At 72.1% G+C, this 25,076-nt stretch carries 21 protein-coding genes; 10 read left to right on the top strand and 11 right to left on the bottom strand.

Annotated elements, in window-relative coordinates; all coding sequences use genetic code 11:
- Window positions 1-77 precede the first annotated feature (77 nt).
- Genes HNR25_RS17120 through rimP form a run of 3 tightly spaced genes read right to left on the bottom strand, consistent with a single transcriptional unit; the run spans window position 78 to window position 1,923 of the window.
- Window positions 78-374, bottom strand: coding sequence for a YlxR family protein (locus HNR25_RS17120; RefSeq protein ID WP_184636696.1), 297 nt, complete (start codon window positions 372-374; stop codon window positions 78-80).
- Between the two features lies 1 nt (window position 375).
- Window positions 376-1,416, bottom strand: coding sequence for a transcription termination factor NusA (gene nusA, locus HNR25_RS17115; RefSeq protein ID WP_184639454.1), 1,041 nt, complete (start codon window positions 1,414-1,416; stop codon window positions 376-378).
- A gap of 24 nt (window positions 1,417-1,440) precedes the next feature.
- Window positions 1,441-1,923 carry a ribosome maturation factor RimP gene (rimP, locus tag HNR25_RS17110; protein ID WP_184636694.1) on the bottom strand — a complete coding sequence of 161 codons (483 nt, stop codon included), beginning with the start codon at window positions 1,921-1,923 and terminating at the stop codon, window positions 1,441-1,443.
- A gap of 436 nt (window positions 1,924-2,359) precedes the next feature.
- On the opposite strand from rimP, the gene HNR25_RS17105 reads away from it, so the two are divergent.
- Complete coding sequence (locus HNR25_RS17105) at window positions 2,360-2,869, top strand: ferritin-like domain-containing protein (protein ID WP_184636692.1); 510 nt, start codon at window positions 2,360-2,362, stop codon at window positions 2,867-2,869.
- Entirely contained in the window at window positions 2,866-3,354 is a 489-nt protein-coding gene (locus HNR25_RS17100) for a ferritin-like domain-containing protein (RefSeq protein WP_184636690.1), read from the top strand. Before HNR25_RS17105 ends, HNR25_RS17100 begins: the two co-directional genes overlap by 4 nt.
- Before the next feature lie 61 nt (window positions 3,355-3,415).
- On the opposite strand, the gene HNR25_RS17095 is transcribed toward HNR25_RS17100, so the two are convergent.
- Window positions 3,416-5,155, bottom strand: a complete 1,740-nt coding sequence (locus HNR25_RS17095) for a proline--tRNA ligase (RefSeq protein ID WP_184639451.1) — start codon at window positions 5,153-5,155, stop codon at window positions 3,416-3,418.
- 264 nt (window positions 5,156-5,419) lie between these two features.
- Between HNR25_RS17095 and HNR25_RS17090 the strand changes: the two genes are divergently transcribed.
- Window positions 5,420-6,259, top strand: coding sequence for a spermidine synthase (locus tag HNR25_RS17090; RefSeq protein WP_184636688.1), 840 nt, complete (start codon window positions 5,420-5,422; stop codon window positions 6,257-6,259).
- A gap of 15 nt (window positions 6,260-6,274) precedes the next feature.
- Here the strand turns inward: HNR25_RS17090 and HNR25_RS17085 are convergent, their stop codons facing one another.
- Entirely contained in the window at window positions 6,275-6,970 is a 696-nt protein-coding gene (locus HNR25_RS17085; RefSeq protein WP_184636686.1) for a hypothetical protein, read from the bottom strand.
- A gap of 263 nt (window positions 6,971-7,233) precedes the next feature.
- On the opposite strand from HNR25_RS17085, the gene HNR25_RS17080 reads away from it, so the two are divergent.
- The 4 genes from HNR25_RS17080 to HNR25_RS17065 all read left to right on the top strand — a co-directional run bounded on the left by HNR25_RS17080 (window position 7,234) and on the right by HNR25_RS17065 (window position 11,551).
- A complete protein-coding gene (locus tag HNR25_RS17080) occupies window positions 7,234-8,253 on the top strand; it encodes a DMT family transporter (protein WP_312862586.1) in 1,020 nt (339 codons plus the stop codon).
- A gap of 240 nt (window positions 8,254-8,493) precedes the next feature.
- Window positions 8,494-9,756: a cytochrome ubiquinol oxidase subunit I gene (locus HNR25_RS17075; RefSeq protein WP_184636684.1), complete on the top strand. Its 1,263-nt coding sequence runs from the start codon at window positions 8,494-8,496 to the stop codon at window positions 9,754-9,756.
- 52 nt (window positions 9,757-9,808) lie between these two features.
- The gene (locus HNR25_RS17070; protein WP_184636682.1) at window positions 9,809-10,720 is read left to right on the top strand and encodes a cytochrome d ubiquinol oxidase subunit II; all 912 of its coding nucleotides are present in this window, start codon (window positions 9,809-9,811) and stop codon (window positions 10,718-10,720) included.
- A gap of 462 nt (window positions 10,721-11,182) precedes the next feature.
- A complete protein-coding gene (locus HNR25_RS17065; RefSeq protein WP_184636680.1) occupies window positions 11,183-11,551 on the top strand; it encodes a hypothetical protein in 369 nt (122 codons plus the stop codon).
- Between the two features lie 274 nt (window positions 11,552-11,825).
- Here the strand turns inward: HNR25_RS17065 and HNR25_RS17060 are convergent, their stop codons facing one another.
- The 5 genes from HNR25_RS17060 to HNR25_RS17040 form a co-directional block, all read right to left on the bottom strand.
- The gene (locus tag HNR25_RS17060) at window positions 11,826-12,122 is read right to left on the bottom strand and encodes a Dabb family protein (protein ID WP_184636678.1); all 297 of its coding nucleotides are present in this window, start codon (window positions 12,120-12,122) and stop codon (window positions 11,826-11,828) included.
- A gap of 453 nt (window positions 12,123-12,575) precedes the next feature.
- Window positions 12,576-12,845 (bottom strand): DUF6406 domain-containing protein, encoded by a 270-nt coding sequence (locus HNR25_RS17055; RefSeq protein WP_184636675.1) that lies wholly within the window; start codon window positions 12,843-12,845, stop codon window positions 12,576-12,578.
- A 319-nt stretch (window positions 12,846-13,164) separates the two neighbouring features.
- Window positions 13,165-13,548, bottom strand: a complete 384-nt coding sequence (locus HNR25_RS17050; RefSeq protein WP_221457646.1) for a hypothetical protein — start codon at window positions 13,546-13,548, stop codon at window positions 13,165-13,167.
- Window positions 13,549-13,748: 200 nt separating this feature from the next.
- A complete protein-coding gene (secA2, locus tag HNR25_RS17045) occupies window positions 13,749-16,061 on the bottom strand; it encodes an accessory Sec system translocase SecA2 (protein ID WP_184636673.1) in 2,313 nt (770 codons plus the stop codon).
- Window positions 16,062-16,194: 133 nt separating this feature from the next.
- On the bottom strand, window positions 16,195-16,806 hold the full coding sequence (locus HNR25_RS17040) for a GTP-binding protein (protein ID WP_184636671.1): 612 nt from the start codon (window positions 16,804-16,806) through the stop codon (window positions 16,195-16,197).
- Window positions 16,807-17,394: 588 nt separating this feature from the next.
- Here HNR25_RS17040 and HNR25_RS17035 point away from each other — a divergent pair.
- From HNR25_RS17035 to HNR25_RS26575, 3 genes are all read left to right on the top strand, one after another.
- Window positions 17,395-18,126: a lytic polysaccharide monooxygenase auxiliary activity family 9 protein gene (locus tag HNR25_RS17035; RefSeq protein WP_184636669.1), complete on the top strand. Its 732-nt coding sequence runs from the start codon at window positions 17,395-17,397 to the stop codon at window positions 18,124-18,126.
- 609 nt (window positions 18,127-18,735) lie between these two features.
- Window positions 18,736-20,055: a histidine--tRNA ligase gene (gene hisS / locus HNR25_RS17030; RefSeq protein ID WP_184636666.1), complete on the top strand. Its 1,320-nt coding sequence runs from the start codon at window positions 18,736-18,738 to the stop codon at window positions 20,053-20,055.
- 226 nt (window positions 20,056-20,281) lie between these two features.
- Entirely contained in the window at window positions 20,282-22,717 is a 2,436-nt protein-coding gene (locus HNR25_RS26575; protein ID WP_184636664.1) for an ATP-binding protein, read from the top strand.
- A gap of 413 nt (window positions 22,718-23,130) precedes the next feature.
- Here HNR25_RS26575 and HNR25_RS17020 read toward each other — a convergent pair whose 3' ends face one another.
- Window positions 23,131-24,555, bottom strand: a complete 1,425-nt coding sequence (locus tag HNR25_RS17020) for a non-reducing end alpha-L-arabinofuranosidase family hydrolase (RefSeq protein ID WP_184639445.1) — start codon at window positions 24,553-24,555, stop codon at window positions 23,131-23,133.
- Window positions 24,556-25,076: the final 521 nt, after the last annotated feature.

Below are 25,076 nucleotides of genomic sequence, written 5' to 3'. Positions count from 1 at the left end.
ACGTCTTCATGCCGACATGGCGAGACCCGCCGCCGTACAGTCTTCACAACCAACGGGGCGGCGTGATCATTCCAACCCTATCCGGATCCAGATGCGTCGCCAACGCGCGAAGCGACGGCGAACAGGGCGTCGACGCGTGACGTGTCGAGGCTCTGCGCGGTTCGAAACGCCCGCTGCCAGACTCTCCGCCGCTTCGCCGACTCCCAGCAACCGGGTTCCGTGTGCAGATACGCACCACGACCAGGCATACGCCCGGCGGGGTCCGGCACGACCGCGCCGGAGTCGGCCACCAGCCGCATAAGGTCGGACTGAGCTGCCCGCGACCTGCACCCGACGCACGTGCGTACGGGCCGGGAACGGCCGCGGCCCCCCATTCTAGCGTGTCGGCGCATCTGCGTGCCCGGCGGGCCCTCCGGGGTCGTCGTCGGGAGAGGCGTCGATGGACGTTTCGTCCAGGTCGCCCGGGTCGGAGTCGGACCGGATGTCGATCCGCCATCCGGTCAGCCGGGCAGCAAGCCGGGCGTTCTGCCCTTCCTTGCCGATCGCCAGCGACTGCTGGTAGTCGGGAACTGTGACGCGGGCCACTTTTCCGGCCTCGTCCAGTACCTCGACGTCGCTGACCCGTGCCGGGGAGAGCGCGTTGCCCACGAAGGCGGCGGGGTCCTCCGAGTGGTCGATGATGTCGATCTTCTCGCCGTTGAGTTCGGCCATGACGTTGCGGACCCGGCTGCCCAGCGGGCCGATGCAGGCGCCCTTGGCGTTGACGCCGGATTTGTGGGAGAACACCGCCATCTTGGTGCGGTGGCCGGCTTCCCGGGCGATCGCCGAGATCTCCACCGTGCCGTCGGCGATCTCGGGCACCTCCAGCTCGAAGAGCTTGCGCACCAGGTGCGGGTGGGTGCGCGAGAGCGTGACCGAGGGGCCGCGGTGGCCCTTGCGCACTTGGACCACGTAGGCGCGCAACCGCTCGCCGTGGCCGTAGGTCTCGCCGGGCACCTGCTCCTGGGGCGGCAGGATCGCTTCGACCTTGCCCAGGTCCACCAGCACGTTGCGCGGGTCCTTGCCCTGCTGGATCAGCCCGGAGACGACCTCGGACTCGCGGCCCGCGAATTCGCCCAGGGTCAGTTCGTCTTCGGCATCGCGCAGGCGCTGCAGGATGACCTGCTTGGCCGTCGAGGTCGCGATGCGCCCGAAACCGGTCGGCGTAGCGTCGTACTCGCCGACCCTGGTTCCGTTCTCGTCGGTCTCGGCCGCCCAGACGGTCACGTGCCCGCTGGTGCGGTCCAATTCGACGCGCGCACGGACCTGGCTTCCCTCCTGGCGGTGGTAGGCGATCAGCAGAGCGTCCTCGATCGCCTTGACGACGAGGTCAACCGAGATGTCCTTCTCGCGCTCAAGGCTGCGCAGGACACTCATATCGATATCCACGGGGCTCCCCCTCTAGTCCGCCGCGTCAACGTCGGCACCGCGGCGGAATTCCACCTGGATCTTTCCGCGCCCCAGGTCAGAATAGCCATAGAAGCAGTTCTGCCCGTCGACCTCCACGGTGACACCGGAGTCGTCGGCGTCGGCCACGCGCCCTTCGACCTCGCTCCCGTCGGCGATCGCCACCCGCACGAGCCGGCCGCGCGAACGCCGCCAGTGGCGGGGCCGGGTCAGCGGGCGGTCGACCCCGGGAGAGGTCACCTCCAGCGTGTAGGACGCCTTTCCCATGGCGTCGGACCCGTCGAGCACCGCGGAGATCTCCTGTGCCACCTCGCCCACGGAGTCGAGGTCGACACCGTCGTCGGAGTCGACGACGATCCGCAGCACCCGGCGCTTGCCCGCCGGGGTGAGCTCGACCTCCTCCAGCTCCAGGCCGACTTCGGCAAGCACGGGCTGCACCAGTTCGGCGATGCGGTCTTGGCGAGCCTGCGCGCCCATCGGTGATCCTCCTCGGCGAATTCCGCCCGCGGAACCGGTGTCCGGGGCGGTCCAGCTATAGCAGTCGTCGTCCGCACGTCGCGGCGACGTCGTGTGATGCCAAGGGTATCCACTGTCGACCCTTGCCCATGCCCGAACATCGGTGCTCGTCAGCGGACATCCCCCGCCGGAGGTGCGGCGTGCGCGCGGTGGAACGGGCACGGGACACGCAGACGGCGCGCGGCGCCGCCTTCGGCGGGCGGGGGGGGTGGCGGGCGGCGAGCGGGCCTCGCGCGCACACGGCGCCGATCATGGAAGGATGGGGACCGATCCGCACCCTGGTGTCCGGGATGTCGGCGACGTCGGCCGCACCTCCCGCACGCGTGCGGTACCCCGCCGGCACGGCGAACGCATCTCACCCCGGCAGGATTCGGGGACTTCCTGGTGAGGAGGGAAGGTGGCCAACGACGACGGCGCCATCAGCCGCCGTACTGCCGTCGCCGGCGCGCTCGCGGGGATCGCGGCCGCGGCGCTGAGCGGCTGCCGGGGGCCCCGGTGGTACCCGAGCGAGATCAGCCCCGACGAGTACGTGCTGCGCTCGGCGATCACCGAGAAGCGGCGCCTGATCCAGCGGTACGAGGCGAGCATCGCCGCCGGGGACGGCCCGGCCGAGCTGCTGGAGCGGGTGGCGGGCCATCACCGCGAGCACCTCGCCGCGCTGCGGGAGCGGCTTCCCGAGAAACCGGGGCGTCCGCGCGACGCCGATGAGGAGAGCCCGCGGCCCAGCCCCGAGCCCGTCGGCGACGGCCCGGTACCGGTCGAGGGCCTGCAGGTGGCGGAGCAGAGCGCCGCCGCTGCACGCTCCCGCCAGCTCGCCCGCCTGTCCGATTCCGGTCTGGCTCAGCTCGTCGCCTCCATCGGCGCCTGCGAGACCGGACACGCCCGACTGCTCGCGGAGGCCCGATGACCGCCACACCGCAGGACCCGCAGACGGCGACGCCCGGCACGGGCGAGGGGGTCGACACCGTCGCAGCGCTGCAGGCGGCGCTGCGCGCCGAGCACGCCGCGGTCTACGCCTACACCTACGTCGGCGCCCGGTCCGACGGCGGCCGGCGCGACCGCTGCTACGAACACCTCGACGCCCACCGCGCCCAGCGGGACACGCTGCGGGTGGAGATCGGCGACCGCGACGCCCGCCCCGACGCGGGCGACACCGCCTACGAGCTGCCCGAGAGCGACGGCGAATCGGACCTGGACGGCTACGCCCGGCGCGTGGAGCGCCAAGGGGCGCAGACGTACCTGGAGCTGGCGGCCTCGCCGGAACCGGCGGTGCGGGACCTGGCGCTGCGCTGCCTGCAGGAAGCGACACTGCGCGGTATGGAGTGGGGCGGCGAACCGGGCGTGTTCCCGGGCTTCGCCGACGGCGAGCCGCCGTCCCGCGACGGCGGCTGACGGTGCGGGCGGGCCCGGGGGCCGCCCGCACCGCCGGTCCCCCGGGCCCGCCCGGGGGCCGTCAGCCCGCCGCGACGGCGGAGGCCACGCGGTCCACGGCCGCGTCCAGGGCGATCTCCTCGCTCTCGCCCGAGGCGCGGTCGCGCAGCTCCAGCACCCCCTCGGAAAGCCCCTTGCCCACGATGAGGCCGGTGGGAACGCCCAGCAGTTCGGCGTCGGTGAACTTCACGCCGGGCGAGACGCCCTTGCGGTCGTCGACGAGCACCCGAACGCCGCGCTGCTCCAGCTCCTCGGCGATGCGCAGGGCCGTCTCGATCTGATCGCCCTTGCCGGTGCCCACGACGTGCACGTCGGCGGGGGCGATCTCGCGCGGCCAGACGATGCCCTTTCCGTCGTGGGACTGCTCGACGACGGCGGCGAGCACGCGGGAGACGCCGATGCCGTAGGAGCCCATGGTCACCCGTTTGGGCTTGCCGTCGGCGCCGAGCGCGTCCAGCTCGAAGGCGTCGGTGTACTTGCGGCCCAGCTGGAAGATGTGGCCGATCTCGATGCCGCGCGCCGTGTAGAGGGTGCCCTGCCCGTCGGGCGAGGCGTCGCCCTCGCGGACGTCGGCGGCCTCGACGGTGCCGTCGGGGACGAAGTCGCGCCCGCAGACGAGGTCCATCACGTGGTGGTCGGGCTTGTCGGCGCCGGTGACCCAGGCGGTACCCGGGGCCACGCGGGGGTCGACGAGGTAGCGGAGCTTGTTGGCGAGCAGCCCGTTGGGACCGACATAGCCCTTGACCAGGAAGGGGTTGGCTTCGAAGTCGGCCTCGTCGAGGAGCGCGACGTCGGCGGGGTGCAGCGCGGCTTCCAGGCGCTTCATGTCGACCTCGCGGTCGCCGGGCACGCCCACGCCCACGATCTCCCAGTCGTCGTCGCCGGGTCGGCGCGTTTTGACCAGGACGTTCTTCAGCGTATCGGCGGCGGTGAAGGTGCGCCCCAGGCCGGCGGCGTTGAAGAAGCCGACGAGCGTTTCGATCGTGGGGGTGTCGGGCGTGTGGTGCACCTGCGCCTGTGGCCGGCCCTCGACGGAGGCGGCGGGCGGCGCGGGGGTGTCGACGGCTTCGACGTTGGCGGCGTAGTCGGAACCGGTGCTGCGGACGAAGGTGTCCTCGCCGGTGGGGGTTTCGGCCAGGAACTCTTCGGAAAGCGAACCGCCCATCGCGCCCGACTGCGCGGAGACGACGGCGAAGCGCAGACCGAGCCGGCCGAAGATGCGGACGTAGGCCTGGCGGTGCAGATCGTAGGAGTGCTGCAGGCCCTCGTCGTCGAGATCGAAGGAGTAGGAGTCCTTCATGTGGAACTCGCGGCCGCGCAGCACGCCGGCCCGCGGGCGGGCTTCGTCGCGGAACTTCTCCTGGACCTGGTACAGGATCACCGGGAAGTCCTTGTAGGAGCTGTACTCGCCCTTGACCAGCGAGGTGAACAGCTCCTCGTGGGTGGGGGTGAGCGCGTAGTCGCCGCCCTTGCGGTCCTTGAGCCGGAACAGCGCGTCGCCGTACTCGGTCCAGCGGCCGGTGGCCTCGTAGTAGTCGCTCGGCAGCAGCGTGGGCAGCAGCATCTCCTGGCCGCCGATGCGGTTCATCTCCTCGCGGATCACCGCGGCGACGTTGTCGAGCACGATCTTGCCCAGCGGCATCCAGGAGTAGACGCCGGGCGCGGCGCGGCGGACGTAGCCTCCGCGCACCATCAGCTTGTGACTCGGCACCTCGGCGTCCGCCGGGTCCTCGCGCAGGGTGCGCAGGAACAGGGTCGACATCCGCAGCACGGCCACTCCTCACGTCAGTCAGCAAGTCCAGTCGGATCCGCGGGCCGGTCCGGCCGCACCGGGATCCGGCCCCGGGTCGTGCCTTCGAGATCGGCGGTCCGCGGAAGACGGGGACCGACCGCCGCGGGCGATACTCCGAGGGGTTCCAGGCTAGCGGCCGGCGGGCACGCCCCGGCACCGCGAACCCGCCGGAGCCCGTACCGTTGGAACCGGTTCGGTACACGGCGAAGCGGCAGGCGATCGGGCGGGAGCGGCATGGCGGCGCACGGCGGCGGAGCACACACGCGGCAGCCCGAGGTGGAGCTGATGCGCGACGCCGACCGCGCCGAATCCTGGCTGCTGATGGTCGACGGCACCCCGCAGTCGCACGTCGACCTGTCCGACCCCGCCTACCTGGACTTCGAATACGTCCAGCGGATCGGCCACACTGTCGACCTGGCGTTCCCGGCGGGCGGGCGGATCCGCGCGCTGCACCTGGGCGCAGGGGCGCTGACCCTGGCGCGCTACGTGGCGGCGACCCGGCCCGGTTCCCGGCAGCGCGCCGTGGACGACAATCCGCGGCTGATCGAGCTGGTGCGCGAATCGCTGCCGTGGGACCGCCGCACCGACCTGCGGGTGGGGACCGGCGACGCGCGGGAGTGGCTGGCCCGGCGCCAGAGCGACAGCGCCGACCTGGTGGTCTGCGACGTGTTCGCCGGAGCGCAGACACCGGCCGCACTGACTTCGGTGGAGTTCTTCGCCGACGCCGACCGGGTGCTGGAGGCGGGCGGGGTGTGCGCGGCCAACGTCGGCGACGGCCGGCGGCTGCGGCACGTGCGCGCGCAGGCGGCCACGCTGGGCGCGGTCTTCGCCCACACAGCGCTGATCGCCGCTCCGGGGGTGCTGCGCGGCCGGCGGTTCGGGAATTTCGTGCTGCTGGGGTCGCAGCGCCCTCTGCCTGCGGAGGAGCTCACGCGGCGCGCGCACCGCGATCCCGATATGGCCCGGGTTCTGGAGGGCGAGACGCTGGAGCGGTTCGTCGCAGGCGCGCCCGCGGTGCGCGACGCTTCGGCGACCGATTCGCCGGCGCCGCCCGACGACGTGTTCGCGCGCTGAGCGTCCGGATACCCGTCAGTCGGGCAGCTCGTGGTCCAGCAGGCGGGAGAACTCCGGTGTCTGGCTGATGCCGACGCCGCCTCCGGGGTCGGGCCGGGTTCCCATCCCGGTGACGCGCCCGTTGCGCCACCAGATGATCTGGTCGGTGACGGGTCCGCCGTCCTGCAGCAGGCTGTGGAACGTCCGGTAGAGGAACGGGATGAGCGCGACGGAGCGCTTGCTGCGCAGCACGGCGTACAGCATCGTGTTGGGCGAGGGCAGCATGACCACCGCGCCGTAGGGCAGGGGCTCGCGGGCCACGTCGACCAGCCGCATGACGTGCGCCGATCCCGGCCACCCGATCCCGTGCACGATGTTGACCGGGGTGTCGGCGCCGGCGGGGAAGCTCTGCAGGTCGACGGGCTCGTGGGCGAGGTTGCCCATGGCCGCGAACCACAGGTCCTGTTTGGCGACACCCCACGCCCGGGCGTGGCGGTGGTCCAACACCGCCGCTTCGTAAGTGCGGGGGTCGGTCCGGTAGCACAGCAGTGCGGTCAACTGCGGGTTGACGGAGTAGGCGAGCTTGTCGGTGCCCAGCTCGGACGGGTCGCCGGTGAGGATGATCCGCAGGTAGGGCGCAGCTGCGGCGTAGGGCTCGGCGAGCAGGCGGCTGTGCACACCGGACGCGGGCAGGGACCGCCCGTGCGGTCGGGGGTCGGACGGGGAGTTCATCGCGGAGAGGCTCGCTCCTGGGCGGACAGCGTTCGGCGGACGGCCGGGGCCGTCGCACTCGCCTGCAGTATCCCACCCGTTCCCCGCCCCGTCCGCAGTGCGGCGCCCACGAATGTCCCGGTCATCCCATGATCGGTCATGGTGCGCTAGCCTCGTAGGCATGCGGACCCGACACGTCGCCACTCCCCCTCCATCGGCCTGACGGGGCGTCCGCCCCACCGACGAATCCCCGACCGCCGCCGTCGACACCGGAGTGGCCGACCGTGTCCGAACCGTCCGTACCCTCGTCCTCCGCCGCGGCCGGATCCGCACCGGCGGCGGCGCAGCCGGTGCGCGCCGACCGCCCCGGCGGAGCCGCGGGCCCCGATACCGCCCAGCGGGGATTCGTCCTGCTGGTGACCGCCGGCCTGCTGTGGGGAACCAGCGGGATCGCCGGTCACGGCCTGCAAGCGGCGGGTGTCACCGTTCTGGCCGTGGCCTGCTACCGGCTGCTGTTCGCGGGTGTGGCCATCAGCGGCTACCTCGCACTGTCGGGGCGGCTGCTCCGCCTGCCGCGCAACCGCCGGGTGGCCGTCCGCTTGCTGGTCAACGGCCTACTGCACGCGGCCTTCCAGTGCTTCTACTTCGCCTCGCTGACCCTGGTGCCCGTCGGACTGGCGACCCTGGTCAAGATCGGCAGCGTGCCGGTGTTCGTGGCGGCCGGCATCTGCCTGCTGGCCCGGCGCGCGCCCACTCCGCGCCTGGCGGTCTCGGTCCTGCTCGCGGTGACCGGGATGGCGCTGCTGGTCGGATTCCCCGCGACCGACGCGAGCCCCGCCGATCTGGCGCTGGGCATGGCCTGCGCGCTCGCGGCCGGACTGACGTTCTCCGCGATGACGCTGATCAACCGCACGCCCGTGGTCGGGCTGGACCCGCTGGTCAACGCCGGAGCGGGGCTGCTGATCGGCGGGGTGCTGCTGCTGCCGGCGGGGCTCTACGCGGGCATGGCCGTCCCGCTGGAGCCCGCGCCGCTTGCTCTGCTGGCCTACCTGGGTCTGGTGCCCACGGTGCTGGCCTACCTCGCCTACTTCGGCGGGGTCAGCCGGGCCTCCGACGCCGGAGCCGCCGTCGGCACGATCACCGAGCCGCTGACCGCGGCGCTGCTGTCCATGGCACTGCTCGGCGAAGAGATGACCGCGATCGGCGCGGCCGGCGCCGCCGTGCTCACGGCCGCGATGGGCACGGACTACGCCGCCGGAGTGCTGAACCGCCGCCGGCGCCGCCGCCGGTCCGGAACGGGCTGAGGCCGGCCTCTCCGCCCCGCATACTCCCGGCGGCGTAGAGCCGTCGCCGACCGCGGGGCCGTCACCCGCCGGTCCCCGAGTCGGTCTGCGGGTTCCCCTACGCCGCGGGCGGTAGCCGGACGCCGCCGTCCGCGCCCGTGGGCGCAGCCGCAGAGCCTCCCTCCGGGCGATGCCCCGCGAGGCGCCGCGCGGCCATGCTCGTAGCCGCCAGTTCGAGCCGACCCGTGAGGCGCCGCCGCCATGCCGACCCCGTTCGACGATCCCCTCCTGCTGGCGCGCATGCAGTTCGCGCTGACCGCGAGCGTGCACTACCTCTTCGTGGCCCTGACCCTGGGCCTGGCCCCGTTCATCCTGGCCGGCCAACTGGGCGCCACCGTGCGCCGCGACGAGGGCCGGATGCGCGCGGTGCGCTTCTGGGGCGGCCTCTACGTCGTCAACTACGCCATGGGCGTACTGTCCGGCCTGGTCATGGAGTTGCAGCTGGCGCTGAACTGGAGCGGGCTCGGCGACATGTTCGGCTACGCCTTCGGTGCTCCGCTGGCCGTCGAGACCATGGGGGCCTTCTTCGTCGAATCGACGTTCCTGGGTCTGTGGATCTTCGGCTGGGACCGGATGAACCGGTGGGCGCACCTGGGGTGCTTCGCGGTGGTGACCGCGACCGCCTACCTGTCGGCCTACTGGGTGCTGGTGGCCAACGGGTTCCTGCGCTATCCGGTGGGCGGCCTGCGGATCGAGGACGGCACGGCGCGGGTCGGCGACCCGGCGGCGCTGATGACCAATCCGTCGACGCTGCTGGCGTTGGCCCACATCTGCTTCGGTGCGCTGCTGTTGGGATCGACGGTGCTCATCGCGGTCAGCGCCTACCACCTGGCCCGGCGCACCGACCCCGACCGGATGTTCGGGCGCGGCATCCGGTGGGGAACGGCCGTGTTCTCGCTGGCGCTGTATCCCACGGCCCACGTCGGTTACCTGCAGTTCTCCCTGCACGAGCGGTCCCCGCCCGGCAGCGGGCTGACCTATTCGGCCGGCGAGATCGCCGCCATCGAGGCCGAGGGCGCCGCTCCCGACTCCTTCGACGCGTTCGGCGACGGGCTCATGATGGGGTCCTGGTCGGTGATGTCGATGGTCATGCTGGTGCTGCTGGCGGTGTGGGCGCTGCGCCGGCTGGACCGCTGGCGGGGCGTGCTGTGGCCGCTGGTGCTGCTGCCGCTCCTGCCGTATGCGGCCAGTGTCGGCGGGTGGGTGCTGCGCGAGACCCAGCGCCAGCCCTGGGCCGTGGAGGACCTGCTGACCACCGCCGACGCGATGACGGACCTGACGCCGGCGATGGCGGCGGTCTCGTTCTCGCTGTTCACCGTCGCGTTCGCGGCGCTGGCGGCCGTGACGTATCTGCTGCTGGTGCGCGTCGCGCGGCTCGGTCCGTACCGCGGCCCGCTCGCACCCGCGCACACCGGCGGGTCGGCCGAAGGCGGCACCGGGCCCCCGCCCGTCGCCACGTTCTGACCCGGACTGTCGCGCCCGCATGCGCGACGGCCCGTTACCGAAGGAGCCTGCCGTGGAATTCCTCGCCGCCCTCCTCCTCGCCGGCCTCGTGGCGGGGTACCTGGTGCTCGCCGGATGCGACATCGGGCTGGGCATGCTCATGCCGTACGTGGCCCGCACGGGTGCCGAGCGCAGGCGCGCGGTCTCGGCCATGGCGCCCTACTTCCTGGGCAGCGAAGTGTGGCTGATCGGCGCGGTGGGGGTGGCCATGGGGCTGCTGCCCGCCCTGAAGTCCCACGTGTTCACGGGGCTGTGGCCGGTCTTCGCTGCGCTGCTGGCCGGGTGGCTGCTGCGGGACGCGGGGCTGTGGATGCGCGGGCGCATGCGCACGGGTGCGGCCCGGGCGGTCTGCGACACGGGGATCGTCGGGGGCAGCTGGGCGCTGGCGCTGAGCTGGGGCGCGGTAGTCGGCGGGCTGCTGGCCGGCGGCGGCGTGCTGAGCCCGGTCGCGCTCGCGTGCGCACCGGCCGCCGCGGCGCTGTTCGCGCTGCGCGGCGCGGCCTTCGGCGCCGAGCGGCTGCTTCCGGTGTCTGCCGACACGGCGGCCCGGGCGACGCGGCCGCTCGCGCGTACGGCGCTGGCCGCGGGCGCCGTCGCGGCGGGGGCGTCGGCGCTTCCGGGCGGCGTCGCGGCCGAACGCCCGCTGGCGGCCGCTGCGGCGGCGCTCGTCGTGCTGGGCGCGCCGGCGGCGACGTCGGGGCTGTCGGGGCCGCGGCTGTCGCGGCACACGTCGGCGGCGGCGCTGGCGTCGGTTCCGCTGCTCATCGCGGCGGCCGTGGATCTTCCCGTGGAGCCGGTTCCGGCGGGCACCGCCGTACTGTTCTGGTCGGCGCTGGCACCCGTCGTGCCGTTCATGGTGCTGGGCCAGGTCTGGCTGTACCGGATGGTGCGCCGACCGGCGCCGGATCCGGGCTTCTTCGGATGACCGGGCGGGAACCGGCTCCCACCCCGGCGGCAACCCTCATCGCACCCCGCGGACCGGTTGGCGGCGGATCCCAGCGGGCATCTGTGCCGACGCAGTGCGATGTCTGCCCCGGTAGGCGTCGGCCACCCCCTTCCGAGGAGGCACCATGCCCGAGACGTCCCCCGCAGCCCCGGTGCCCGGCGGCTGCAGCTGCGGATCGAGCTGCGGCTGCGGCTGCCAGAGCGGCGGTCCGTGCAACTGCGGCGGCGGCTGCAGCTGACCGCCGCGGCCGCCGGTTCCGGGGCACCGGAGCCGGCGGCCGGTTCCGCTCCGCCGCCCTGGTCTGCGCGCACGTCGGACACGCGGCGAAACGGCGTGCTCACGCATCATTACCGTCGGTAGCCTGCGACAATCCCGGTTCGGGGTAACACCGTCGCCGGCCCCGGCTCGTCGCGGGCGGCCGGCGCCGCACGGGGAGGCCGCATGTCGATCTCGGACATCTTCGCGTCCACGGCCGGTCGGCTCGACGACCACGAGCGGCTGCGCATCCACGTGGAGGGCATCCGCGAACGCGCGGCCAAAGCGGTCCCGTGGGCCCCCGATACGGTCGGTGTCCCGACCCAGGCCGACGGCAACGGGCTCATGCGGGTCAACGACATCGCCTTCTACGCCAACGCCCGCGAGGAGATCGCCTCCTTCGCCGACCTGTGCCTGGCGCTGTTGGAGACCCACCGCCCGCGCGACGCCGGCGCCCTCGGCAGCGCCGGCGCACCGGGAGCACGGCGCTGCCGCTGCTGCATGCTGCGCTGGCCCTGCCCCACCGTTCGGGAGATGGGCCGGCTGCTCGACTGACGGGCGCGCTGCCGGATCCCGGGGCGCCACCCGCCGGCGGCGGGGCGCGTTCCACGCCGGCAGGCGGCGCGCAGGCGCCCGGTGGCCGGCCGGGCGGCGGAGGGTCCCCGCCGTCCGGTCTCACCCTGCCGGGCCTCACTACCGAAGCCAGCTCTAGAGCCGGTTTCACCGCAATGCTTCCGCCGGATCCCGGTTGCGGCGGTGCTCCGTTTCCCATACCGGTCCGCTGCGGCGGTCGCGGCCGGCGAGAACGGGATCCGGCGGCGGCCGCGACTCAGTCGGCGCGGAACTGCATCGACGCCCGGTCGGCGAGCAGCGGGCGGATGACACCCAGGGCGGCCTGGTGCTCGGGGTGGTCGCGGTAGGCCGCGAACGCGTCCTCGTCGGCGACGTCGGCGACCACCGCGAAATCGTAGGTGTCGGGGCCGATGCCGAGGTCGCGGCCGAAGGAGTAGCCGTCGAGCGCGGGGATCAGACCGGGCAGGCGCCCCAGTGCCTCCTCGACCCGGGCGATCTGCGCGGGCGTGACGCCCTCGGACCAGCGGAACAGTGCGATGTGCCTAAGTGCCATGAGCACGAAGCTACCGGACGCGCCCCGCCGGGCCCGCGGCGGCACCGCGGGGCGGACGGGAAGCCGGATCCGGCCCCAGGGGCGGGGGACAGCTCCTGGGGCCGGCACACGGGGGTTGAACCGCGGCTGCGCGGCCTGACGACCGTGCGGGGTCGGGGGATGGGGCCGCGCGATGGGGCACCGCGTGCTGACGACGGTAACCGGGCCCGGGTCACGCGAACGGTCTGATCCGGTAACCGGAATGTCTCGATTGCTTACTCGGGGCCGCCGAACCGTTCGGCGTGACCTGCCCGGATAAACCGGATATAAGGGAATATCCGCGGGCTGCGCGGACGGACTCGGCCGCGCCCGGCGGACTCCGTTCCGGCGCGGCCGGGGCGCAACGCCCCGTCGGCGCTCCGAACACACGTGCGCCCGGGCACGCGGGCCCGGGCACCGGCGTCCGTGCACCTCTCAGCTCACGCGAACCGCCGTGAGGTAGGCGTCGTCGGAGCCGGCGGCGACGATGTCGGCGACGCGCCACGTCTGGCCGCCGACGGTGAACGTGTCACCTCTGCGCACGTCGATCATGCCCCGATCCGCCCATTCGTCCGGACCTCCGAGCTTGGCCGCCGGGGTGCCGTCGTTCTCCAGCCAGAAGCGCCCGCCACCGACGGGACCGCCGACGAAGCGATCGTTCCGGCCGTAGGTGATCCGCTCTTCCGCACCGATTTCGTGCTCCACGTCCGACCGTCTCCCGTCATACGAGAAGTCCCGGTTCCGCCCATGCGGGGGCGGGCGGGATCCGGGCAGGGTGGTCCGCCCTTGAGTGATTCGAACCTTACCCCGTCCACCGTGCAATTGCATTTAGGCGTCGGAGCTCGAAGGGGGCGGCCAGGGCAGCATACAGACGCATGCGACGAACCGGAAAGGACCGCAGAACGCCGGAAACGTCACTCTCCGAGATCGGTCGGCGACCGCCCCGGTGGAGGATCTCGGCGGGCGCCCGGCGGTGCCGGGCCCGAAGGGGGCACGCCCCTCCGGGATCACCCGGCCTTCGGCGTCACTGGAAGCAGACGGGCAGCGGGTCGGTTTCGCTGGCGATGTCGGTGTCCTTCATGAAACCGAGCTCGCCGTTGTCGGCGACGGTCAGCTCCCAGCGGTACGGGTGCGGACCGCCCACGTAGTGGAAGCTTTTCCGCCGGCAGTCGAACCAGCTCGGGTTCGTGTTCATGTACCCGACGACGTTGTCCGGATCGGGCTGGAAGCCCGTCCCGTTGCCGACGGTGCCGTAGACCGGCGCGCCCGACACGTTGTTGCACCACCACTTGCCGTCGCTGTACCAGCAGTCCCCCGCTGCGGCGGCCGGCGTGGCCAGGGCCAGCCCCGCCCCGGCCGTGAGTGCGACGGTCGCCGCGACGGATGCGATCCTACTGCCGATGCGCATACTTCCCCGTTCTCTGAATATCTGCGTCAGGTACGCACGTTCCGGAACCGCGCCAGTACCGGACGTGGCGCGCAGAACTTTAACGCTCGGGACATGCACCGCAACGACGGGGGCCGCGTGTCGACGTTCGAACCACAAGCGGGGCCGGGCACCGGCCGCGTATACGGCGGTGCCCGGCCCCGCGGACGAGTCGCCCGGTATCAGGCCATCTGACCGGACCCGGAGAGCTTTCCGCGGAAGCGGCCGGCCGCGTTCTCCAGCCCGGAGGAGAACGGGTGGTCGTGGACCATGTAGGTCCAGGTCATGGTGGGGCGCTTGACGCCGACCTCGGCGACGTCGATCGTGCCGTCCTCGCCGACCTCGATTTCGGCGAAGGTCTCGGCGGCACGGGCGCGGGCCTCGTCCAGGAAGCCCTTGAACGCGGGGACGGCGTCGGCGTTGAACTCGTCCAGCGGGTCGCGCCGGCCGAGGAAGCGCAGGTGGATGCCCTCGCGCAGCTCGGCCAGGTACGCGTTGTGGTCGGTCCAGCCGCGGTCGAGGTGGTACAGGGTGATCAGCCGCGCGGCCCGCGCGGTCTCCTCCCCGCCGGCCGCCTCCACCAGCTCGGCGTGCAGGGCCGGGCAGTCCACGCGCAGCTGGCGGTCGCCCAGATCGTCGGAGAGCACGGCCTCGCGGTGTTCCAGCACGACGCCGCGCTGCACGTCGATGAGCTTGTTGTAGCGCCAGGTGTTGCGGTGGACCTCCAGCAGCTTGCCCTCGGAGACCCGCTGGGCGTGGTCGACCATCCGCAGCCAGCTGTCGTCGGTGATGGCACCGTCGCCCTGGGCCTCGTAGCCGCGGGTTTCGGGGGCGTTGTTGGCGACCAGGTCGTCCTCGACGGAGACGAAGTAGGCGGAGGCGCCGGGATCGCCTTGGCGGCCCGCGCGCCCGCGCAGCTGGTCGTCCAGCCGGCTGCTGGGGTAGCGGCCGTAGCCCATGACGTAGAGGCCGCCCGCCTCGACCACCCGGTCGCGGTCGGCCATGTCGCTGCCGCCCAACCGGATGTCGGTACCGCGCCCGGCCATCTGGGTGGAGACGGTGACGGCGCCGTGGGTGCCGGCCTCGGCGATGACGGAGGCCTCGTCGGCGTCGTTCTTGGCGTTGAGGACGACGCACTCCAGGCCCTCGTCGGCCAGGCGCTTGGCCAGCGTTTCGGACTCGGCCACGTCCTGGGTTCCGATGAGGACGGGCCGCCCGGTGGCGTGCACCTCGCCGACCTCCTCGACGAGGGCGTCCTCCTTCTCTTCGAGGGTGGCGTAGAGCCGGGTGCCCTCGTCCTCGCGGATGCAGGGCTTGTTCGGCGGGACGACCGCGACTTCGAGTTCGTAGAACTCGCGCAGCTGCTCGGCCACGGCCATGGCGGTGCCGGTCATGCCGCAGCGCGTGGGGTAGCGCAGCACCAGCGCCTGCACGGTGATGGAGTCGAGGACCTCGCCGGTGTCGGAGACCGCGACCTTCTCCTTGGCTTCGACGGCGGCCTGCAACCCGTCCGGCCAGCGCTGCAGCATCGCGATCCGGCCGCGGGACTCGTTGATGAGGCGGACCTCGTCGTCGCGGACGACGTAGTGCACGTCGCGCTGGAGCAGGGCGTGGGCGTGCAGGGCCAGGTTGACCCGCGGCAGCACCGAGGTGTCGTCCTCGTCGTAGAGGTCGATGCCGCCGAGCTCCTTCTCGACCTTGTCGATGCCGGCGTCGGTGAGCTGGACGTTGCGTCCCTCGGCGTCGACCTCGTAGTCGAGGGTGGGCGTGAGGCGGCGCACCAGCTCGGCCATCTCGGCGTCGGGGTCGGCGGTCTCGGCGGAGCCTGCCAGCACCAGCGGCACGCGGGCCTCGTCGACCAGGACGGAGTCGGCCTCGTCGATCAGCGCGATGCCGGGGTCGGGAACCACGCGCTGGTCGAGGTCGGTGGCCATGCGGTCGCGCAGCACGTCGAAGCCCAGCTCGCTGACCGAGGCGTAGGTGACGTCGGCGGAGTAGGCCGCGCGGCGCTCGTCGCGGGTGGAGTCCTCGCCGATCCAGGAAGCGGCCACGCCCAGCATGTCGTAGAGGGGCGACATCCACTCGGCGTCGCGGCGCGCCAGGTAGTCGTTGACGCTGAGGACGTGCACGCGCTGCCCGCGCAGGGCGAACCCGGCCGCGGCCAGCGCACCGGAGAGCGTCTTGCCCTCACCGGTGGCCATCTCGGCGATATGGCCGTCCAGAAGGGCCATGAGGCCCAGCATCTGGGAGTCGTAGGGGCGTTCGTCGAGGGTGCGGCGGGCCGCCTCGCGACCGACCGCGCACAGTTCGACGAGGTCTCGGCGGTCGTACGGCAGATCCGCGTTGCCCAGCTCCGTCGCCTTTTCGCTCAGCTCGGCGTCGCTGAGCTCGCGGAGGTCGGGCTCGCGGGCCTCGATCGGTTCCAGAAGCTTGGTATAGGGGCGCAGATCCACCGCGCCGGGCTTGCCCAGCAGACGGCGGACGCTATCAGCCATTCGTCCGAACACCACGCAAGGGTAACGCTGACACACGCTTCACAGTTCCATCCGGCCGACCGAGATTTCGGCGACCGGACTCGGGGAGGCCCCGGGGAGCCCGCGCGGTCCGCGGTGTGCGGCGCCGGCGGGCTCAGCGAACGAGCTGTCCGTGCTGCCCGGGCTGGCCCTGCCCGCCGTCGCGCTGGGCCGCCTCCACGGCGATCGCGTGGCGCACGAGGGAAGCCAGAGTGTCGGCGACCGACTGCCGCTCGCGGGCGTCGCAGCGCACGATCGGCACGTCGGCGCCGAGGTCGAGGGCGTCGCGCAGCTCCTCGGTCGAGTGGCCGGGGCCGTCGTCGAAGTCGTTGAGCGCCACCAGGAACGGCAGGCGGTACTGCTTCTCGAAGTAGTCCAGCGCCTGGAAGGAGTCCTCCAGCCGTCTGGTGTCGACGAGCACGATGGCGCCCAGTGCGCCCCGTACCAGGTCGTCCCACATGAACCAGAAGCGCTGCTGGCCGGGGGTGCCGAACAGGTAGAGGGTCAGGTCGGTCTCCAGCGAGATGCGGCCGAAGTCCATCGCCACCGTCGTGCTGGTCTTGTCGGGTGTGTGGGAGAGGTCGTCGATGCCGGCACTGGCGGCGCTGACCGCCGCTTCGGTGCGCACCGGCGGGATCTCCGAAACGGCACCGATGAAGGTCGTCTTCCCCACGCCGAATCCGCCGGCGACGATGATCTTCGTTGACAGTTTCGGTGTTTCGCTCACGTGGATCTCGGCTCCCTCACGACGCTGGGCCAAATCATGGCGTTCGTAGCGGACCGTGTCAGACGACGCGAAAACGCCTGCGACTACGGAGATGCGGGTCGGCGCGGTGGCGCTGGGACACCACGGAGCGAACCTAGCACCGCCCGGCAGCGCCAAGTGACCGCTCGACTACCGGAGCAGATTACGAGAGAGCGACAACACTCCGAAATACGTCCCGAATCGATAAATCCGGGCCTTCCGCACGATTCAGACGATGCGCACACGCGTGGGACGTCCCCTGCCCGGTCCGCGCGTCCGGGGCGGGTCCGCCCGGACACAGTGACGTATACGATATCCGCGATCGCCCCGCCCCGCAGGGGATTCAGCCTCGCCGCCCGCACCCCGCCCAGACGCCCGCGGCCGCACGCGCCGAAGCCGCCGCGGCACCGAAGAGCGCACCGCGCATGAACGCCCCGGAGCCGCCGCGGACACCGTGTGCCGCCTCGTGAGCGCGCGCCGTGCCGGACCTACGATAAAAGTTCGAACGAAGTGGACCCCCGGGGGTCGAGGCCGCGAGACTCGCCCACTGTCGAACCGCTTCGAGGACTCATGTCTGCGCAATCCCTCCGTGTACCGCGCCCTTCGTCCCCCGCCCGCACCGCACTGCGCCGCACCCTCGTCATCGGCGCCGCGGTCCCGATCGCCTTGACCACCGTCTTCTCCGGTAGCGCCTTCGCCCACGGCTCGACCGTCGACCCCGCCTCGCGCAACTACGGCTGCTGGGAGCGCTGGGGCGACGACTTCCAGAACCCCGACATGGCCGACGAGGACCCCATGTGCTGGCAGGCCTGGCAGGCCGACAGCACGGCCATGTGGAACTGGAACGGCCTCTACCGCGAGAACGTCGGCGGCGACCACCGCGGCGCCATCCCCGACGGCCAACTGTGCAGCGCCGGGCGCACCGGCGGCGACCGCTACGCCGCACTGGACGAACCCGGCCCCTGGAAGACCACCCCGGTCGACAACGAATTCACCGCCACCGTCCACGACCAGGCCCGGCACGGCGCCGACTACATCCGCATCTTCGTCACCGAGCAGGGCTTCGACCCCGCCACCCAGCGCCTGGCCTGGGACGACCTGGAACCGGCCGCCGAAACCGGGACCATCCCGCCCGGCGAGGGCTCCGGGTCCGGCGACCCGTCCCTGGGCGGCGCCGCCATGGACGTCGACGTCAGCGCCCCCGGCCGCACCGGCGACCACATCGTCTACATGATCTGGCAGGCGAGCCACTACGACCAGGTGTTCTACGCCTGCAGCGACGTCTCGTTCCCCGAGGCCTGACTCCCGCGGTTCCCGTCTACCGCTCCCCCGCCGCGCCCGTGCCGGCGCGGCGGGGGCGCCGGGCCGCTCCCGCCTCTTCCGCGCTTTATGACATTGTGAGCGGCCCATTTCGGCCGTCGCGAATACTGGGCGGCTCGCATCGTGCGGTCTACCTTGAAGTCGAGGGCCCGCACGAGGCGACCGTCGTCGCTCTCCTGGCACGAGACGCCGTCCGGTTGCCCAACGGGCTGGTCCTCGTCGGCACGCAGAGCGTGGGGCCGTTCGCCGACGTCGCCCAGGCGACGTCGGTCCGCATCGGTCGATGCTCCGCGCGGTTCGACGGCCCCACCGGCCCGTGTACCGTCCACGCGGGCCGGTGGCGGCGGCCCCGGCCGCCCTGGCCCCGAGCGCCGAGCGCGGGATTCGCACCGGCGCAGTGGCGGAGAACGGTGAATGCCCAGCGCTCGATTCCGGCGGGCCCGGCGCGAGCAGTCCGCGCGAGCAGGAGGCGGCGCTCACGCGCACCGCCGGCGAAACGGGCCGACCGGTCCGGGGATTCCTCCCGCGGAGCGCACAGGGCCTACCATTGGGCTGTTTCCGCATACCGGCCTCAAGGAGCCACCCGAACCCATGTCCGACCAGCGCATCCTCCGCCCCAAACCCATCAGCGGCTTCCCCGAGTGGTCGCCGGAGATCCGGTCCGTGGAGCAGGCCTGGCTGGACCATATCCGCACGGGGTTCGAGCGCTACGGTTTCGCTTCGGTCGAAACGCCGTCGGTGGAAAGCCTCGACGTGCTGATGGCCAAGGGCGAGACCTCCCAGGAGGTCTACACGCTGCACCGGCTGCAGGAGGGCGCCGAGGGCGACTCCTCCGACGCCCGCCTCGGTCTGCACTTCGACCTGACGGTGCCGTTCGCGCGCTACGCCGCCCAGCACTTCAACGAGCTGACGTTCCCGTTCAAGCGCTACCAGATGCAGCGCGTATGGCGGGGCGAGCGCCCGCAGGAGGGCCGCTTCCGCGAGTTCACCCAGTGCGACATCGACGTCATCAACGCCGACCAGGTGCCGCTGCACTTCGACGCCGAGCTGCCGCGCATCGTCCACGAGGTGCTCACCGGGCTGGACCTGCCCGCCTGGACGATCAGCGTGAACAACCGCAAGGTGCTGCAGGGCTACTACGAGGGCCTGGGGATCACGGACCCGGTCGCGGTGATCCGCGCCGTGGACAAGCTCCACAAGATCGGCGCCGACGGCGTGCGCGCGATCCTGGTGGACCAGGTGGGCCTGAGCGAACGCCAGGCGGCGGCGTGCCTGGAGCTGGCCGCCGTCAAGAGCGCCGACGCGTCAGTGGTCACCGAGGTCAAGCGGCTGGGCGTCGAGTCGCAGCTGCTGGACGAGGGGCTGGAAGAGCTCGGTTTCGTGCTGGACTCCCTGGACGACCTGCCGGCCGGCAGCGTGGTGGCCGACCTGTCGATCGCCCGCGGGCTGGACTACTACACCGGGACCGTCTACGAGGCGGCCTTCGACGACGACCCCGGCTACGGCAGCATCTGCGCGGGCGGCCGCTACGAGGACCTGGCCGGGGAGTTCATCCGACGCCGGCTGCCGGGTGTGGGCATCTCGATCGGGCTGACCCGCATCTTCGCCAAGCTCGTGGCCGAAGGCCGCATCACGCCGGGGCGCTCCTGCCCCACGGAGGTGCTGGTGGCGGTGCCCTCGGCCGAGCGCCGCGGCGATGCGCTGCGCATCGGCGCCCAGCTGCGCGACCGCGGTATCAACACCGAGGTGTTCCACCAGGCGGCCAAAATCGGCAAGCAGATCCAGTACGCCTCGCGCAAGGGCATCGGCCACGTCTGGTTCCCGCCGTTCGAGGACGGCGGGGAGCACGAGGTCAAGAACCTGGGCAGCGGCGAGCAGACCACCGCCGACCCGGAGTCCTGGCGCCCGTGACCCGACCCCCGGCCGGGGCGGCCTGCGGCGGCCCCGGTCGGGGACCGCGCGGTCTACCACGCGCGGGCGCCCACGTCGCGGCGGTTCGGTGCCTGTGCCGGAACCGGCCATTCGCAAGACACCGGGGCAGGCGCGTGCAACACTGCCGGGCAGGCTCGACACCGGTGCCGGCGCCGCCGCACCCCCGGTGCGGCCTTGACGACGCGGCTGCCTAGCGAACGAGGCCATGACCACCCCGCGCTCAATCCCGCCCCCTGCGGCCGGCCCGCTCATCGGCCGCGAACGCGACATCGCCGACCTGTGCCGGGTCGTCGACGGAAACCGCCTGGTGTCCCTCACCGGAACCGGCGGCATGGGCAAGACCCGCCTGGCCGTGCGCGTGAGCGAGCTCGTCGCACCGGCCTTCGCCGACGGCGTCCGCTTCGTCGACCTCGACGAGGCCGCCTCGCCCGACCAGGTCGTACGCGCCGTGGCCCGCTCGCTGCGGGTCCTCGAGAACAGCGAGAAACCGCCCCTGGACGCGATCGTCACCGACCTGCGCGACCAGCAGGCCCTGGTGCTGCTCGACACCTGCGAACGCGCGGTCGAGCCGTTGGCCGAGCTGTGCCGCGCGGTCCTGTCCTCCAGCCCGGGCGTGCACATCCTCGCCACCAGCCGCCAGCCGCTGCGCCTGCCCGGAGAGACCGTCTGGCGCGTGCCGCCGATGTCGCTGCCCCCGCCGACGCGCGGGGGCGCCGACGGCTCCCCGCCCGGCGCGACCACGCCCGACCAGGCCCACCGGTTCGAGGCGGTGCGGCTGTTCGCGGCCCGCGCGCGCCAGGCGCGGCCGGGGTTCACGGTGACCGCCGAAAACGCCGACGGCATCGTCAGTATCTGCCGGATGCTCGACGGCGTCCCGCTGGCCATCGAGCTCGCCGCGGCGCGTGTGCGGGTGCTGTCGGTCCCCCAGATCCTCGACCGCCTCGACGACCGGTTCCGGCTGCTGGTCGCCTCCGGCAGCGGGCTTCCGGCCCGCCAGCGCACGCTGCGCGCCGTTCTGGAGTGGAGCCACCATCTGCTCGGCCGCTCCGAGCAGGTGCTGCTGCGCCGCCTGAGTGTCTTCGGCACCTGGAATCTGGACCAGGCCGAACGGGTGTGCGCCCACAGCGGGGTCGAACCCGGCGCTGTGCTGGACCTGCTGTCGAGCCTGCTGGACAAGTCGCTGATCATGCTCGACACCGAGCTCGACGGCACCGTGTTCTACCGGATGCCCGACACGGTGCGCGCCTACGCCGCCGAACGGTTGGCGGCGGCCGGCGAGGAGGCCGAGATCTGGCAGCGGTGCCTGGACGAGGCCGTGGCGCGGATGGAGGATCTGGCCGCCCGGATCGCCCGGCCGCTGCCCTGGCAGCGCCGCCTGGAGTACCTGAACCTCCTGGACCACCACCGTGAGAACACGGCGAGGCTGCTGACCTGGGCCCAGCACAACGGCCGCGCCGAAGAGGGACTGCGGCTGTGCGTCGCGCTGCGGCCCTACTGGGTCGTACGCGGACTGTTCATCGACGGCACCCGCTCGCTGCGGCAGCTGCTGTGGGTCGCGCCCGAGACCCAGCCTCCGCGGGTGCGCGCCCGCGCGCTGGCGGTGCACGCCGAGCTGTGCCTGGAGGTCGAAGGCGCCGGCACCGCCTCCTCCATCGCCGCGACGGCGCTGGAGACCGCCCGCGGCTGCGACGACACCCCGGCCGAGGCGATCGCGCTCGGAGTGCTGACGGCCGCCGCGCTGCGCATGGGCCAGGACGACGCCTGCAGCGCCAACGCCCACACGGCGCTGGCGGCCGCCGAGCAGGTGCCCGACCACTTCACCGAAGTCTCCGCGCTGGGAACGCTGGGGCGGTTGGCGCGCCGGCGCGGCGACACCGGCATCGCCGAGGGCTACCTCAAGCGCAGCATCGCGGTGGCCGACCGGCTGGACGACCGCTGGTGCGTGGCGCGGTGCCTGAACGGCCTGGGTGTTCTGGCCACCCAGCGCGGCGACCTGGAGGCGGCGGCCGACCTGCTCGGCGAGGCGATGCGCATCCTCACCGAGATGGGGGTCGAGCCGCAGACCGCCCGCTGCTCGGCGTCGATGGGCCATCTGGAGCTGGCCCGCGGCGACGTCTCCGGCGCCCGGCGCCGCTTCGCCGGGTCCCTGCGGATCAGCGCCGCGGCGGGCAGGCGCGGCGCGGTGGCGCGGTCGCTGGAGGCGCTGGCCGAGCTCGCGCTCGTCGAAGAGCAGGCCGAGCGCGCAGCCTCGCTGGCCGGTGTGGCCGCGCGGCTGTACTCGGCGCTGCAGCAGCCCTCGCCGCGCGCGGAGCGACTCTACGAGCGGGTGGAGCGCGTACTGGCGTCCGACGTCGCCGACAAGGCGTGGAAGGCCTGGCGCACGCTGCCGCTGGACCACGTCGTCGAGCAGGCCTGCTCCTTCCCGGCGCCGCGCAAGCCGCTGCCGTCGCTGCTGACCCGGCGCGAACGCGAGATCGCCGCCCTGGTCGGCGAGGAGATGTCCAACCGGCAGATCGCGGACGAGCTGACCATCAGCCAGGCGACCGCGGCCCGCCACATCGCCAACATCTTCCGCAAGCTGCTGATCACCTCCCGCGCGCAGCTGGCCGAGTGGGTCGACGACCACAAGCTGCGGCGCTAGAGCGTGGTTTTCGAACGGGTCGCCCGCCGCACCTTTGCTCCTGCGACGTTGGCGGCCTACTCCTCGGCGGCGATCCGGTAGGCGGGCATGAACGGGGCGAGCAGGGCCCGCTCGGCACCGGTGAGCTCGAAACGACCGGACACGGCCGTCGAGTGTGCCGGGGCGGGCCCTGCCTCACTCCCGATTCCGAAAAACAGACCCTAAGCGGAGCCACCGCCTAGCGCTGTGGGTGAGCGGCGGCGCCGGTCGGACCGACCGCCGAACGGCGGCTCCACCCGCGGGTGCACCGCCGGGACCCTGCTTTCGCAGGGCGACGCTCCGGATTCGACCGACGCCACCGCATCCTCTCGTGTTGGGAGCCGCTCAACGTCGCCACCGACGACGAGCCGGCCCCCGCAGTCCGACGCTGCCTGTCAGCGCTGCAGTGTCAGCAGACCCGGCCGATACGGCAGGAGACCGTAGTCGCCGCCGGACTCGGGGGAGCGCCCCTGGTAGAGGAACTGCATGTTGCAGGGATCGACGGTCATGGTCTGATCGGGGTCGGTGCGGATCAGCTCGCCGTGGCTGATGTCGTCGGTCCAGGTGGCGCCGCTGTTGGCCTGGCCGGCGAAGGGGTTGCTTTCGGTGGTGGCCTGCGGTGTCCACGTGCCGTCCAGGCTGTCGGCTGTGAACGAGCGGAAGTAGCGGTCTCCTTGCGCGCCGATCGCTTCGACGATCATGAGGTACTGGTCCTGGCCCTCGACGTTGTAGACCTGGACCGCTTCAAACAGGTCGTTGGTGCTGTCGGACATGACGGTCGTCGAGGTCGAGCCGAAGCTGCCCGGGAAGTCGCCGATAGGCATACTGTCCCGGTAGATCCGGCCGTTGTCTCCGGCGAAGAACAGGTACATGTCCGTGCTGTCGCCGATGAGCGCCTGATCGATGGGGCCTGTGTCGGAGTCGGCGATGCTTCCGTCGAAGAGGGTCTGCGCCTGCGACCAGCTGTTCACGTCGGCGGGATCGGTTGATGTCCGGTAGGAGAAGGCGGGTCCGCCCCACTGGTAGGCGAGCACCCAGACGTCCCCGGGGGCGAAGTAGAAGAGAGTCGGTGCGACGGCGGAGAAGGGCATCGGGTTCTGGCCGGCCGAGTCCATGCCGGACCAGTCGTTGAAGAGGTCGAAGTTCATCGAGCCCCATGACGATCCCGTGTCGTGGTTCGTCGCATAGACGAGATGCTGGCCGTTGTAGGGGGCGTAGGTGAAGTCCTTGAGCGAAGCCCATCCCTGCCTCGGCTGCGCCAGCGGGCCGGTCGAGGTCCAGTCGTACGTCGAGGGGAGAGCGCACGTGTCATCCGCCCCCTCGTCGTCGACCCGGACGAGTCGCCACTGCTGGTGGTCGCCACCCGTGTCGTCGGCCTGCACGATGTCGGCACCGTCGGCGTTCGAGGCGCCCTGTACCTCGACGGCCTTATCGCTGTTCCGGTTGATCAACCGGACGTAGTCGCCGGGCGAGTCTTCCAGCCGGAACTGCTGGTTGGCCTGGTCGTAGTCGGTCCACTGGACGATATCGGCACCGTTGGCGGTCGACCAGTTGTAGACGTCAAGCACCTTGTCCGAAATCCGTGATTGCAAACGGTAGTAACCGTCGCCGGAGTCGACGAACCGCCACTGCTGCTGTGGCTGGTCGTTCCGGGTCCACTGGGTGATCCGCGCCCCGTTGTCGGTGTCCCGGTTGTACACATCCAGCGCTTTGCCGCTCTCGCGGTTCACCAGCACGTACGACGCGTTCGTGTCGACTGTCGCGGCCGCGGCGGGTGCCGGTTCGACCACGGTGCCGGCACTGCCGACCACCATGACCATCACGCCGGCGATGACGGCTCGCAGGACCCCTCGCAGCCGCACGGGCGGCGCGATCGGAAACCTACTCAACGTAGACATGATCCTTCCTCTCGAGGCCTGGAGCTGCACGGTCCGCCTGGAGGGGGCCGACGCGAACTCTAGGCCTGCACTGGGGGATGTTAGCGCTAACATTTCTCCGGGCGGCCTGCCGCATTCCTGGACGTGACTCCGATGCGACAGACCCACCCGGAAGGTCGGGGGCGTCGATGCCCTTGCCGCTGAATGTGAGTGATAACGCGCTCGACGTCAAGAAATTTTCGGGAACATTCCGGAACGTCGCACGTCGGGAGATTACATCCGGGGCGTGTTTTCGAACGGGTGAGGTCGCGCAGCCGGATCCGGATCGCGGCGAGTTGGACCGTGCCGTCATAGACCGCGGCCCGCGTGTCGTATCTGGTCGCCACCGGTGCGCCGGCGCAGATGGGACCGGATCGCCGCCGAGGAGTAGGCCGTGGCGCCCAGCACCCGGTCCGGGCGCGCGC

It is taken from the genome of Streptomonospora salina (assembly GCF_014204715.1).
GTDB classification, from domain to species: Bacteria; Actinomycetota; Actinomycetes; order Streptosporangiales; family Streptosporangiaceae; genus Streptomonospora; species Streptomonospora salina.
This window is presented reverse-complemented; position numbering and strand designations above follow the sequence as displayed.